At 58.8% G+C, this 12,506-nt stretch carries 15 protein-coding genes; 7 read left to right on the plus strand and 8 right to left on the minus strand.

The window, feature by feature from the left end:
- Window positions 1-4: 4 nt before the first annotated feature.
- Window positions 5-694 (minus strand): substrate-binding domain-containing protein, encoded by a 690-nt coding sequence (locus ACZ5C3_RS17205; RefSeq protein WP_464031560.1) that lies wholly within the window; start codon window positions 692-694, stop codon window positions 5-7.
- Between the two features lie 170 nt (window positions 695-864).
- On the opposite strand from ACZ5C3_RS17205, the gene fabG reads away from it, so the two are divergent.
- The 4 genes from fabG to ACZ5C3_RS17225 all read left to right on the plus strand — a co-directional run bounded on the left by fabG (window position 865) and on the right by ACZ5C3_RS17225 (window position 3,599).
- A complete protein-coding gene (fabG, locus tag ACZ5C3_RS17210; protein ID WP_464031561.1) occupies window positions 865-1,545 on the plus strand; it encodes a 3-oxoacyl-ACP reductase FabG in 681 nt (226 codons plus the stop codon).
- Between the two features lie 14 nt (window positions 1,546-1,559).
- Window positions 1,560-1,937 (plus strand): DoxX family protein, encoded by a 378-nt coding sequence (locus tag ACZ5C3_RS17215; protein ID WP_464038365.1) that lies wholly within the window; start codon window positions 1,560-1,562, stop codon window positions 1,935-1,937.
- A 205-nt stretch (window positions 1,938-2,142) separates the two neighbouring features.
- Window positions 2,143-2,490, plus strand: coding sequence for a hypothetical protein (locus ACZ5C3_RS17220; protein ID WP_464031562.1), 348 nt, complete (start codon window positions 2,143-2,145; stop codon window positions 2,488-2,490).
- 143 nt (window positions 2,491-2,633) lie between these two features.
- Window positions 2,634-3,599, plus strand: a complete 966-nt coding sequence (locus tag ACZ5C3_RS17225) for a Bug family tripartite tricarboxylate transporter substrate binding protein (RefSeq protein ID WP_464031564.1) — start codon at window positions 2,634-2,636, stop codon at window positions 3,597-3,599.
- A 40-nt stretch (window positions 3,600-3,639) separates the two neighbouring features.
- On the opposite strand, the gene ACZ5C3_RS17230 is transcribed toward ACZ5C3_RS17225, so the two are convergent.
- Window positions 3,640-4,431: a tetratricopeptide repeat protein gene (locus ACZ5C3_RS17230; RefSeq protein WP_464038366.1), complete on the minus strand. Its 792-nt coding sequence runs from the start codon at window positions 4,429-4,431 to the stop codon at window positions 3,640-3,642.
- A 133-nt stretch (window positions 4,432-4,564) separates the two neighbouring features.
- A complete protein-coding gene (locus ACZ5C3_RS17235) occupies window positions 4,565-4,885 on the minus strand; it encodes a hypothetical protein (RefSeq protein WP_464031565.1) in 321 nt (106 codons plus the stop codon).
- A gap of 135 nt (window positions 4,886-5,020) precedes the next feature.
- On the opposite strand from ACZ5C3_RS17235, the gene ACZ5C3_RS17240 reads away from it, so the two are divergent.
- A complete protein-coding gene (locus tag ACZ5C3_RS17240; protein WP_464031567.1) occupies window positions 5,021-5,194 on the plus strand; it encodes a DUF1328 domain-containing protein in 174 nt (57 codons plus the stop codon).
- Window positions 5,195-5,238: 44 nt separating this feature from the next.
- Here ACZ5C3_RS17240 and clpS read toward each other — a convergent pair whose 3' ends face one another.
- Complete coding sequence (gene clpS / locus ACZ5C3_RS17245; protein ID WP_464031568.1) at window positions 5,239-5,544, minus strand: ATP-dependent Clp protease adapter ClpS; 306 nt, start codon at window positions 5,542-5,544, stop codon at window positions 5,239-5,241.
- 130 nt (window positions 5,545-5,674) lie between these two features.
- Here clpS and ACZ5C3_RS17250 point away from each other — a divergent pair, with 130 nt between their 5' ends.
- A complete protein-coding gene (locus ACZ5C3_RS17250; RefSeq protein WP_464031570.1) occupies window positions 5,675-5,884 on the plus strand; it encodes a KTSC domain-containing protein in 210 nt (69 codons plus the stop codon).
- A 93-nt stretch (window positions 5,885-5,977) separates the two neighbouring features.
- Window positions 5,978-6,511, plus strand: coding sequence for a cupin domain-containing protein (locus tag ACZ5C3_RS17255; protein WP_464038367.1), 534 nt, complete (start codon window positions 5,978-5,980; stop codon window positions 6,509-6,511).
- Window positions 6,512-6,521: 10 nt separating this feature from the next.
- Here the strand turns inward: ACZ5C3_RS17255 and ACZ5C3_RS17260 are convergent, their stop codons facing one another.
- From ACZ5C3_RS17260 to ACZ5C3_RS17275, 4 genes are all read right to left on the minus strand, one after another.
- A complete protein-coding gene (locus ACZ5C3_RS17260) occupies window positions 6,522-6,986 on the minus strand; it encodes an MgtC/SapB family protein (RefSeq protein WP_464031571.1) in 465 nt (154 codons plus the stop codon).
- A gap of 494 nt (window positions 6,987-7,480) precedes the next feature.
- Complete coding sequence (locus ACZ5C3_RS17265; protein ID WP_464031573.1) at window positions 7,481-8,677, minus strand: efflux RND transporter periplasmic adaptor subunit; 1,197 nt, start codon at window positions 8,675-8,677, stop codon at window positions 7,481-7,483.
- Window positions 8,670-11,858, minus strand: a complete 3,189-nt coding sequence (locus ACZ5C3_RS17270; RefSeq protein ID WP_464031575.1) for an efflux RND transporter permease subunit — start codon at window positions 11,856-11,858, stop codon at window positions 8,670-8,672. Before ACZ5C3_RS17270 ends, ACZ5C3_RS17265 begins: the two co-directional genes overlap by 8 nt.
- Before the next feature lie 188 nt (window positions 11,859-12,046).
- Window positions 12,047-12,445, minus strand: coding sequence for a PaaI family thioesterase (locus ACZ5C3_RS17275; protein WP_464044184.1), 399 nt, complete (start codon window positions 12,443-12,445; stop codon window positions 12,047-12,049).
- Window positions 12,446-12,506: the final 61 nt, after the last annotated feature.

The following is a 12,506-nucleotide window of genomic DNA, read 5'->3' on the forward strand; positions in this document are numbered from 1 at the left end:
GACCTCACGGCTCCAATCCGGATTCTCGCAAAGCCGGCGCAACGCTGGGTGATTTCAAGAATTTTAGCAACTCATCGGCCTGCTCACCCCTTCGAGACGCGGCCATGCGTCCCGCGGAAAATACCGCTGGATTTTGCTGCAGCTCAACAGGAATGGGGCCGACAACTTCGATCCCCGACACGAGCTTGAGCTCGCTGATCTGCTGCACGGCCAGTTCAGCCTCACCGGTCGGCAACAGCTCCGCCGTCAGACCAGCCTGAATAACCTTGGCGCGAGCATTGATCTGCGGGGCAATCTCCATCTGCTCGATCAGCTTCGCGAAATAAATCCCGCTGGCCCCCAGGCGCGAATATCCCACACAACGCGCATTCAGAAGCGTCTCGCGCAAAGCCGCCACTGATGAGATATCCGGATGCCGCGCGCCCGCTTTGACCGCGATGCCGACATAGGAGCGCGCCAAATCTACGCAGCTATCAGCCGCGACCTGCTCTTTGCATGCAAGGTCAGCGAGTGCCTCGCGGGTGAGAATGAGAACATCCGCTGTTTCCCCACCATCGAGCCGTTTCAGAAGTGCAAGCGTGGGTGCAAACTCAACATCAATCTTCACGCCGGAATCCGCTTCGTATCGCTCGGCGAGACCGCGGATGGCTCCCATCAGTGCGAGGGTTGAGAAGACCCGAACAGCATCACCCATCTGTAATTCCTCATGACATCAAGCGTCATGGCCGATCTATAGCCATGGTTTTCCAGGCGGTCATCCTCGAGTTTTCACAGTGTGGTGGAAACGTCCGGATCGATTCCCACCTATCTCGGGCGAGAGAGGATCGGCTATTCTAAAGTCCCATGCCGCAGCGGAGACATGCAATGAACGGAAAAGTCGTCGTCATCACCGGTGCCTCGGGCGCCCTCGGCAAGGTCGTTATGGACGCCGCAATTGCGCGGGGCGCGAAAGTGGCCGCAATCGATCATGCAGCCACGACGATTCCGGCGACCTCCGAGCAGCTTCATCTCGGTGGCGTCGATCTCTCCGATCCCGATCAGGCCACGAAGGCGATCAATGCCGTGGCCGCGCATTTCGGCAGGCTGGACGTGCTGATCAATATCGCCGGAGCCTTTTCGTTCGAAACCGTGGCTGAAGGCGATCCGAAGACGTGGCAGCGCCTGTATTCCATCAACACCCTGACCGCAGTGAACGCTTCACGCGCTGCAATCCCTCATTTGAGCGGATCAGGCGCAGGCCGGATCGTCAACATCGGCGCGATGGGCGCGCTGCAGGCAGGTGCCGGCATGGGCCCCTATGCGGCATCCAAAGCCGGTGTACACCGCTTGACCGAGGCACTTGCCGCCGAGCTGAAGGGCAAGGTCACCGTCAATGCTGTGCTGCCGTCTACCATCGATACGCCCGCCAATCGGCGGGACATGCCACAGGCAGATTTCAGCAAATGGGTGACGCCCAATGAACTGGCCAACGTCATCCTTTTTCTTGCAAGCGAGGAAGCCAGTGCCGTCACAGGGGCACTGCTGCCCGTGAACGGGCGCGTGTGATGGACCAATCTCTTATGCCCACTGACCTTCCGCACATCATTTTGCTGCTTAGCCGCCTGTTGCTCGGCGGGTTGTTCGTGTTCGCCGGCATCCGGCACATGTTTCTCATTCCTGTGCTGACGCAGATGATCGCCGCACGCGGCGTGCCCTTGCCCCGCGCTGTGTTGCTCGCGGGCTCCGCCTTTCAATTCATCGCGGGGCTTTTGGTGATCTTTGGACTCTTCTTGCCGATTGCAGCCTTTGGCCTGGTGCTGTTCACCCTCGCCGCATCGGTCATGCTGCTAAACTTCTGGGACATGGAGGGTCAGCCACGCCAGAACACCATCAATGTCTGGCTGTCCAATATGGCGATCATCGGCGGGCTCATGATCACCGCCGCACAGGGCATGTGACGCCCTAGAGGCCGGTTTGATCTTGGCTAGGGTGGGATCTAAGAACTCCAGGCCAGCCTGTGGAAAACTCAGGGTAATTTGATCCGCACAAGGATCCTGTGCATTTCGCGAAAGTTAATCCCGGAGCGCCGAGCGGGGGCGATAAAATAGCGCTACGTCGGAACGTTGAACCTGGCGACCGAATGTCTGCGTATGGGAGAGTAGAATGCTCGCCAATGTTGCCCTCCGAGATGCAAAACCCGCAGTGGTTGTGTGCCCTGATTGCAAACAGCGGCTCATGGAAATCAAGGACGTCCAGTGGGCGGTAACGAAGCTCGAATTTACCTACGAGTGTACGGGATGCGGCGCAGAGGTGAAGAAGGCGATCGAAGGAACCGCTGAAATCGCAACATTTACGTCGCGTGCGTCCGATGTCTTGCGCAACCTTCAGATCTTCACCTTCAGTCCGGACCTCATCGGCAAGGGCAATTCAGATATCGCCGGGCAAACGCCCCGTCATTTCCACGATGATGAACCCGCGCCTCAAACGAACGGAACGCGGCGGCTGACCTGACCGCCGCTTCATGCGGCAAATCCGCCGTCTGTCCGACTAGGACAATCCGGCTTGAACGCCACTTGATTGTATCAGCGCCTGCCCGATAAGCGGTACGGGCTCTGGAAAGCAGAATTCTGCCAATAACAATCAAGGAGGATTAGATGCTGCGGGCCCTACTCGCGCTATGCTTTTTGACGGTCGCTGCGACAGCCCACGCGGATGAGTGGCCAACCCACCCGATCACGATGATCAACCCGTTCGCGGCTGGCGGCCCGAATGACGTTTTTGCAAGATTGTTTGCCCAGCGGATGGGCGAACTTCTTGGTCAGCCAGTCATCCTGGAGAACGTCGGCGGCGCTGGCGGCATGAACGGCGCAAGCCGCGTCGCGAAAGCTGCTCCGGATGGTTACACCTTCCTGCTCGGCACTGTGGGCACGCAGGCGCAAAACCAGCTCCTCTATAAGAAGCCGGCTTATAACGCGATGACGGATTTCGAGCCGGTAGCGCTGGTGGTCGAAGCCCCGCTCGTGCTGGTCGCGCGCAATGATCTTCCGGTCAAGGATCTGAAGGAGTTCGTGGCCTACGGCAAAGCCAATGCCAGCAAGATGCAGTTCGGCTCCGCAGGCACAGGATCGGCCATCCACCTCGGCTGCGCGTTGATGAACTCCGTGGCCGGTCTCGATATCGTGCACGTGCCCTATCGTGGCGCAAATCCTGCCATGCAGGATCTCGCCAGCGGCCGCATCGACTACCTCTGCGATATCGTCACGACGGCAAAGCCTCAAATCGAAGGCGGCTCAGTGAAAGCGATCGCCATTCTCAACAAGGAGCGCTCACCCGTCCTGCCGAACGTTCCGACAGCGATTGAACAAGGCTACGACGTCGAGGCGTACACCTGGAATGCGTTCTTCCTGCCGAAAGGCACGCCAGAGGCCATCGTTGCAAAGCTGAACAAGGCAACTATCGATGCGATGAAGACGCCTGAGGTCCGAGAAAAGCTGGAAGCCGTCGGACTTCGCTTTGTTTCTGACGACCGCACGACGCCGAAATACCTCGCTGATTTTGTCAAAAGCGAAATGGCAAAATGGGCGGCCCCCATCAAGGCCGCCAACATTTCGATCGACTAATCAATCCCGCGCTGTGCGATGCTCTCGCCAGCGCGTTTTTTTAGAAGCAGAGCGTGGTGACAACTTTTCCGGACTTGTCTTTGACCACGTATGAACATTCCGATCGCTTGAGCGCGGCTTTCGCGTCTTCGTTGCCGAGCGCTGCGGCCTTCTCATAATAGGCTTTTGACGCGCTGGAATCCTGTGGGCCTCCACGTCCGCTTTGCGCAAACGCACCCATACGCTCAAGAGCACCTGCGTGGTCTTGTGCAGCCGCCTTCTCAAAGAGCGCTCGCGCACCGGCATCGTCCTTTGGCCCGCCAACGCCATCTTGCATCATGAGCCCCAGTTGATATTGCGCCTCAGGCGAATTGCCCTCCGCTGCTTTCGCCAGCACGGCACGGGATTTCACCGGATCCATCGGCGCCCCGCCGCTTCGTTCCGATAACACCGCGAGATTGGTAACGCCGCGCGCGTTACCAGCCTGCCCCGCGCGTTCGAACAATTTGCGCGCGGCGCCTTCATCCTTGGCGACGCCAGTGCCGTTAGCGAGCATCACACCGAGCTCAACCATCGCCGTCGTGCTGCCTTTGTCGGCAGCCTTGCGGTATGCGGTAGCCGCCTCATTCATCTGCTTGTCGGCAAGATAAGCGCGGCCAAGTTGATACATGGCCCGGCGTGAAGACGCAGATGCGATCTTGCAGTATTTGATCGCTGTCGCGACGTCCGAGCCGGCAATGGAAGCCACGCCCTTCACATCGGCAGGCTTGTCCGGATCTTCAGGATCAGCTGCGACCCGATCGCAGAGAACGAGATCAGCCGACTGTGCATACAGCCCCTGTTGGGCAGACATGGTGCTCAGCACCAAAGCCACAACGAATACTCCACGCCTTACCGCGGCCATGAGGGCAGCTCCATCGCATCAGATCACCGGCGCTGAAAATTAGCGTATGGCCGTCGGTTATTCCAGCTCTGGAGCAAAGTGCTCAGCATCCCCTGCAGATGCTTTTCACCTTCCGGTCCACGTCCTTCTCAGCCTGATCGACTTTGGGATCGCCCGTGCCGGAAGGAGCAACGCCAACGGTGCCTCCGCCGCCGGATGGCATAGCGGTGCCAGCGGAATTCGTGCCTGGCGATGCGCTGGACCCCAGCGATCCGCCAGACGCTGCTCCGGGAGATGAACTCATAGAGCCGCCTGCTGTCCCACTCGTGCTGCCGCCGGAGGAGCTACTGCCGGAGGATTGCGCGACTGCAGCACCAGACAGAACTAACGATCCAGCTACACACAGAATGGTGAAAATTTTCATGCCGACCTCCAATTTCACTCATGGACTTACTTTTGGAGGCAACCGCGCATTGTCTCGCTAGTTCCTGAAACGCGCAGGTCGGAACCATCGTAGCCATCGATCGTTCTAGCTTTGAATCATAACAAGGTAGTCTGTATGTCGATACTGAAATGGGCTCTCATCTTCTTTGTCATTTCGATCATCGCCGGCGTGTTCGGCTTTACGGGCGTCTCAGTCGCTTCAGCGGATATCGCCCGTGTCCTGTTTTACATCTTCGCCGTGATCTTCCTGATCCTGCTCATCCTGGGATTCACGATATTCAGAGCGTAGCGATACTCTTCAGAGCCTAGCGCTGCCCCGCGCCGCTAGGCTCATCACTCCTCCGGCTCAGTCGTGAAGAACAGCGGATAGCCCTTCGCTTTCCCCATCTCAGTCGCTTCCTTAGCCTTGGTCTCAGCCACATCACGCGTGTACACCGCAATGACGCATGCGCCTTTCTGATGGGCGGTCAGCATCACGCGGCTCGCCGTCTCCTCACCCATGCGAAACACAACTTTCAATACAGTGACCACGAACTCGCGCGGCGTATAATCGTCATTCAGCAGAATGACCTTGTACATCGGCGGACGCTGCAGCTTTGGTTTCGTTGAAGTCTTTGGCTTGACGGTTGTCGGGCTCATCGATGTCTCTCGAATGGTTCCGGCAAGAATGCCTTAGGAGCAAGAACGTCCTAGAAGTAAACGACCTTGGAGCTTTGCGCTCCCTGCGCCAGCTCCCATATTCGCTTAACAATGACGCAACGAGGGGCCGATGCCACGTGTTGCTTCAAGCGCCATTGCGCGCATCGAATATAATGCGTTCGCAAGAGAACTGCTCGTCGTCTTCACGACCGGCCGTACCTATACCTATTTTGGCGTCACGCCGGAAGTGTACGAGCAATTTGGCAGAGCGGCCTCCAAGGGAGCTTTCTTTAACCTCATGATCCGCGACAAGTATGACTTCGAGGAACACTGTCGCTGAACGAGCGTTATTCAAACTACCGTGAACCGAGGAGTACTCGACGCACGCGCTGCCCCGGAACCAGCCCACGAGATGTGTATGGACGATTTTGCGATGAGCGTTCACCACACCGCCGTTACCCCAGTGTCATTCGTATTCCCTGATGACGGCGCTGTGCCGAACAATCCCCTGCCTTTCCTGATCTACAAAAGTGCTTTCGAATTCGAAGACCGTCGGCCAGTAGACATGATTGAAAGTGTGTTCAAGGCGAACAACTGGGGCCACCAGATGTGGCGCAATGGCGTTTTCGATTACCTGCACTATCACGCAACTGTTCACGAAGTGCTCGGCGTGGCCCGTGGCCGCGCGCTGGTCCGGTTCGGGGGCGATCACGGTGCGGAATTTGAAATCCGGAAAGGAGATGCGGCAGTGTTACCGGCTGGCACCGGACATCAATGCCTGTCAGCCAGCACCGATTTTCTCGTTATCGGCGCCTATCCGCCGGGCGCGGATATGCAGATCACGCAGCCGACAGCGGAGAACCACCGCAAGGCGCTGAGGACGATTCCAAAGGTCGCGCTTCCCAAATCCGATCCAGTTTATGGCGCGAATGGACCATTGATCAAACTATGGAAGAAGGCGCCATAGGCACGCGCGATCATGTCTGATCAGATTTTCTCTTGGTATTGCCTTCCTCCTTGAACGGCACCAGAAGCCATAACGTCAGGAAGGTGAACAGCGAGATCACCACGGCAACGTCATAGGCGCCAAGTCCTACGGCTGCGCCGGTCGCACCAGTTGCCCAAAGACTGGCCGCGGTTGCCGTACCGCGAACCGAATTCTCGGTCTTGAGGATGGCCCCGCCACCAATGAAGCCCATGCCAGTCATGAGGCCCTCAATGATGCGCGCAGTTCCTTCGGGATGATCCTGCAGAATGTGTTCAGTTGCCTGCACGATGCCGCATGTGGCGAGCGCGACCAGCGGAAATGTGCGAAGGCCGGCACTCCGTTCTTCTCTCTCGCGGTTCCAACCGATCGGCAGCGCCAGGAGATACGCGATCGACAACGCAAGCAGATGCGGCCCGAGCCGAAAGCTTCCTGTCGCCTCAAGAAGTGTCTGCATGAACCGAGTCCCATGTTGCCGCACGGTCGCACGATATTGCGTGAACGAGCGTGAAGGAACGTCGCCACACACATCGCGTTTCACTTGAGACCAAAGGCAATCAATGGAGCTGTCAATGCGACATAAATTACAGATCGCAATTATCGCCGCCGCATCGCTGATCGGATCGACACTTGTAGCTGCTGCACAAGGAACCGTGAGCCCGGCAACGCCGGCCTCACCGACTGCGCCTGCCGGCTCGCCTAACATATCACCCGCAACGCCACCAACTATGGCGCCAACGACTCCAAGCACGACGGGTACAACTGGAATGAGTACCGGCGGCGTGAATCAGCCGGGTGTGCCGAACACATCAACACCGGGCTCGATAGGGACCGGCGCCTCGCCAAGCGGGCTGCCTGGCGATAGCACGACGAATCCTGGCTACCCAGCCGGGACCGGCACAACAGCGAGATAGAGATTAAGATTAAAGAGTGACCGCAGCGGTGCTGCCGTCACTCTGTCTTGACGTTGGTGTTTGCGCTGGTGCGCGGTGTGCCATCCTTGCCACCACCTGCGATGCGCACCTGATCGCCATCAGCGATACCATCGAGCGGCGTGACGATGACTCGGTCATCGGCCGAAAGGCCCGTTGCGATCTCGATCTCGCGACCGAGATCGCGCGCAATCGTCACGGTCTTGAACAACACCTTGTCTGCAGGCGTTACAGTCGCAACGCGCAAGCCATTGTTGTTGAAGATCAGCGCGCTTGCAGGAATGCTGAGCGGCTGCGTGTCACGCGTCAGGTTGAGCTGGACATCGGCATACGCACCCGGGCGCAATTCGCCTGTGCTGTTATCCAGCACAAGCTGCATGCGGGTCGTTCCCGATGCGCCATCAACTGATTGCGCTGACGCTTCTACGGTCGCCGGGAAAGAGCGGCCGGCATATTCCGGTACGGAAACGGCGGCCTTCGCACCAATCTTGATCAAAGGCAGATAGCTCTGCGGCACGTTCACATAGAGGCGCAGCTTCTTGGAATCTGAGACCACAAACATTGCAGCCCCAGAGCCCGTGCCGCCGTTGATCAAGGCGCCGACATCCGTGTTGCGTTCGGTGACGATGCCATCAAACGGCGCGGTCACGGTCTTGTAGCTTGCCAGAGCTTCCAGCCGTTCAACATTGGCCTGCATCGAGCGAACCTGCGCTTCCTTGCTGGCGAGATCAGCCGATCGTTCGTCGATCTCCTGCTGTGATACGAAGTTTGATGCCAGCAAGGTCTTGCGGCGCGATAACGTCGCTGCGGACAGCTTTGCGGCAGCCTGCGCGTTTGCAAGATCAGCACGCGCCTGCAGCAACTGCTGGTCGAGGTCCGGGGCATCGATTTCGGCCAGTGTCTGGCCGGCCTTCACTGGCGCACCGAGGTCGACATACCAATTTTTAAGGTAGCCACTGACGCGGGCAAAGATCGGCGCACGCGAATAGGCTTCCAGCCGCCCGGGCAGGTCGATCTTGCCATTCAGGGGCTTCGTGCCAGGCAGCGTAACGGCGACCGAAGGCACCGCCTGCGCATCGGTCCACTCACGCAATCTGGCATCGCCATTGGATCTGGTCGATATCCCAGCAACAACCACCGCGGCCAATCCAACGCCGGCAACGATGCCGAACAATCGTAACTTGCCGCGCGATACGGAAGGGGTCTCTTCAAGCATGAACTGTCTCCGGCGCCGTCGCGGAACCCGCGGGCTGCTTCTTGTGGACCATACTGAACACCACTGGCACGAACATGAGTGTGGCGAACGTTGCTAAAATCAAGCCGCCAACCACGGCTCGGCCGAGCGGCGCATTTTGCTCACCGCCCTCACCCAGACCAAGCGCCATCGGCGTCATGCCGATGATCATGGCCAGTGCCGTCATCAGCACCGGGCGGAAGCGGACGAAACCGGCTTCCAGCGCAGCAGCAACCGGGTCGCCAAGCTCGTCATAGCGTTCCCGGGCAAAGGCGATGACCAGCACGCTGTTTGCGGTTGCCACGCCCATACACATGATAGCGCCTGTCAGGGCCGGTACAGACATCGTGGTGTGGGTCGCGAACAGCATCCAGACGATGCCCGCCAACGCAGCAGGAAGCGCCGAAACGATCACAAATGGGTCTGACCACGACTGGAAGTTCACAACGATCAGCAGATAGATCAGCACGATCGCGCCCAGGAGGCCGAACAACAGGCCCGAGAAGGCGCTGTTCATCGTCTGCACCTGCCCCAGCAGCACGACGTTGCTGCCTTTAGGAACATCCTTTGCCGTATCCGCAATCAGTTGCCTGATATCCGCGGACACAGCGCCGAGATCACGTCCCTGCGGTGTCGCATAAATCTGCACCAAGTTCTGAATGTCGTACTGCGACACCACGGCACTCGAATTGGAGCGATAGATATCGGCGATACCACCCAGGATCGGCGCAGAAGGTGCGCCTGTCGCCGAGATCGGCAGGGCTTGCAGCTTGCTTAAGGAGTCAATCCGATACTGCGGCGTCTGCATCACGATGGAATAGGACACGCCGTTATCGGGGTTCAGGTAGTATGTGGGCGCAACCTGCGAACTGCCTGCGAGATTGACGACCATGGCGTTGGTCACGTCGCGTGTCGTCAGACCCACATATTGGGCACGAGTCCGATCGACGTCGACGTTGAAGCCGGGGTTATTCGGCGACTGCTGGATGCGAGCATCGGCGACGCCTGGAATGTGCCGGATGCGCCGAAGCAGATCGCTGGCATATTTGAAGTTCGCATCAGCGTTTGCACCGCGGATCTGGAGATCGATAGGCGCCGGCGCACCGAAGTTCAGAATCTGGCTGACGATATCTGCCGGCAGGAACGCGAACGAGACGCCCGGGAACAAGCGCGGCAACTTCTCGCGTAATTCGCGAACGTACTCGTCCGTCGGCTTGTGATCTTCCCTGAGCTTGATCTGGATATCGCCATCCTGCGTCCCGATCACGCCCGTATTATTATAGGTCATGTTGATGCCGCTGATCGGCATGCCGATGTTGTCGGCGATCGTCTCGACCTGCTCAGGCGGAATAATCTGCCGGATGGCTTTTTGAATGTCGGCCAGCCGGTTGGCGGTCTCTTCAACGCGGGTGCCGACCTGGGTACGGACATGCAACAGGATTTGGCCGGTATCAACCGCGGGGAAGAAGTTGCGGCCAAGGAACGGCACCAACAAAAAGGACACTGCAACGAAGCACATGAAACCGGCGACGAATACTTTTCGGTGTCCGAGAGCCATTGCGAGCAGACCGTGGTATGCCGCCCTCACCTTCGCGAACTGCCTTTCGAACCCGCGCTGGAACAGCACCAGCGGGTTGCGTGACGGCGGAGGCGGCAGCGGATTGCCGTGCTCATCGTGCGGATGAGCATGCAGCAAATACTTCGCCATCGTCGGCACCAGGGTGCGCGACAGGATAAACGACCAGACCATGGCGAACATCACCGCTTCCGCCATCGGGACGAACAGGAAGCGCGACACGCCGGTCAGGAAGAACATCGGCACGAAGACGATACAGATACAGAGCAGCGACACGAATGCCGGGGTCACGATCTGCGCCGCGCCGTCGAGAATCGCCGGCTCGACCTGTTTGCCGTTTTCAAGATGCCAGTTGATATTCTCGATGGTCACCGTCGCGTCGTCCACCAGAATGCCGACCGCGAGCGCAAGACCGCCGAGCGTCATGATGTTGAGCGTCTCACCGATCATCGACAGCATGATGATCGAGCCCAGCACCGCGAGCGGGATCGAGACCGCGATGATCAGGGTCGAGCGCCAACTGCCGAGGAACAGCAGGATCATGATGCTGGTGAGAACGGCCGCCATCACGCCTTCGAAGGCCACGCCCGCGATCGCGCCGCGCACGAAGATCGATTGATCGCCGATGAAATTAACCTTCAAGGCGTCAGGCATCGCGTCTTTGACGTCGATGATTTTCTGTTTGATGCCCGCGATGATGTCGAGCGTCGATACTGAACCGGCCTTGAGCACCATCATCAGCACGGAGCGGGCGCCGTCGACGTGCACGATATTGGTCTGCGGCGGGTTGCCGTCACGCACCTGCGCCACATCGCGAACATAGACCATCGCCCCGTTCACGGTCTTGATCGGCAGATCGCCGAGTTCCTCGATCTTGAGCGGCGAGTTGTTGAGCTGAATGTTGTATTCGAAGTTTCCGATCTTCTGCGTGCCGACCGGCGTGATCAGATTCTGGGCAGCGAGCGCATTGGCAACGTCCTGCCCTGACAGCCCCAGCGCCTGCAGCGCGTTGGGATTGAGATCGATCTGGATCTGGCGCTGCTTGCCGCCGAACGGATACGGAATCGCCGCTCCCGGAACGGTGACGAGCGGCGTGCGCAACTGGTTGATGCCGAGGTCGGCCAGATTCTGCTCTGTCAGCCCCTCGCCCGACAACGCCAATTGAATGATCGGAACGGTCGAGGCGCTGTAGTTCAGGATCAACGGCGGCGTGGCACCCGCCGGCATCTGCTTGAGCAAGGTCTGCGAAATCGCCGTGACCTGGGCGTTGGCGGTGCGGATATCGACGTTGGGCTGGAAAAAGATCTTAATGACGCCGACGCCATTATACGAATTGGCAACGATGTGTTCGATGTCATTGACGGTGGTAGTCAGCGCGCGCTGGAACGGCGTGGTAATGCGTCCCGACATCTGATCGGGCGGCAGGCCGGTGTACTGCCACACCACACCGATCACCGGAATCCGGATATCCGGGAAAATGTCGGTCGGCGTTCGCAGAGCAGCCAACGGCCCCACGATCAGCAGAAGAAGTGCCATGACCACGAACGTATACGGTCGGCTCAGGGCAATTCGGACAAGCGCATTCATATCGGGCGTTTCTCGGTCTCAAAGGGCCGGGGGCCGTTCCCCAAGGAACGGCTTGAAGGTGTTGCGTTGATGTACCCGACTCCGGCGCAATCACGCAACGTCGCGGGACCTCACAGTCAGGTGTTCTCGGACCATTTGGGCCCGATTGCCGCGATTTCGAGCAATTTCCTTTATAAAAAGCGTATTTATCACAAGATCATCTGCGTCTGTGTGACGATGGCCACGAGCCGCCCCTCCCCGGTCTCCAGCCGGGTCTGCCAGACATGGGTTCGCCGGCCGAGGTGGATGGGCGTTGCTGTTGCCGTCACCGTGCTACCTGCCCTGGCCGCTCCGACGAAATTGGTCTTGCTCTCAAGGGTGGTAGTTCCCTTGGCGTCAGGCGGCAGGTTGATCACGGTCGCCGCAGCACCAACCGAATCCGCGAACGCCATCACCGCACCGCCGTGAATGGCGTCGCCCACGGTACAAAGATCCTCCCGGACCACCATGGTTGCCATCACCTTATCGGGCTCCGCATGCGTGAAGGTCACGCCCATCAACTGAGCAAATGGCATCGGCAATGAATTGATTTTCTCAAGCGGTGTCATCTGGCGCCCTTCGTTCTGATCAGACGATCAAAGTCACTGCAGTTCATGCGATGGATGAAGA

The organism is Afipia dichlorophenoxyacetatis (assembly GCF_055386385.1).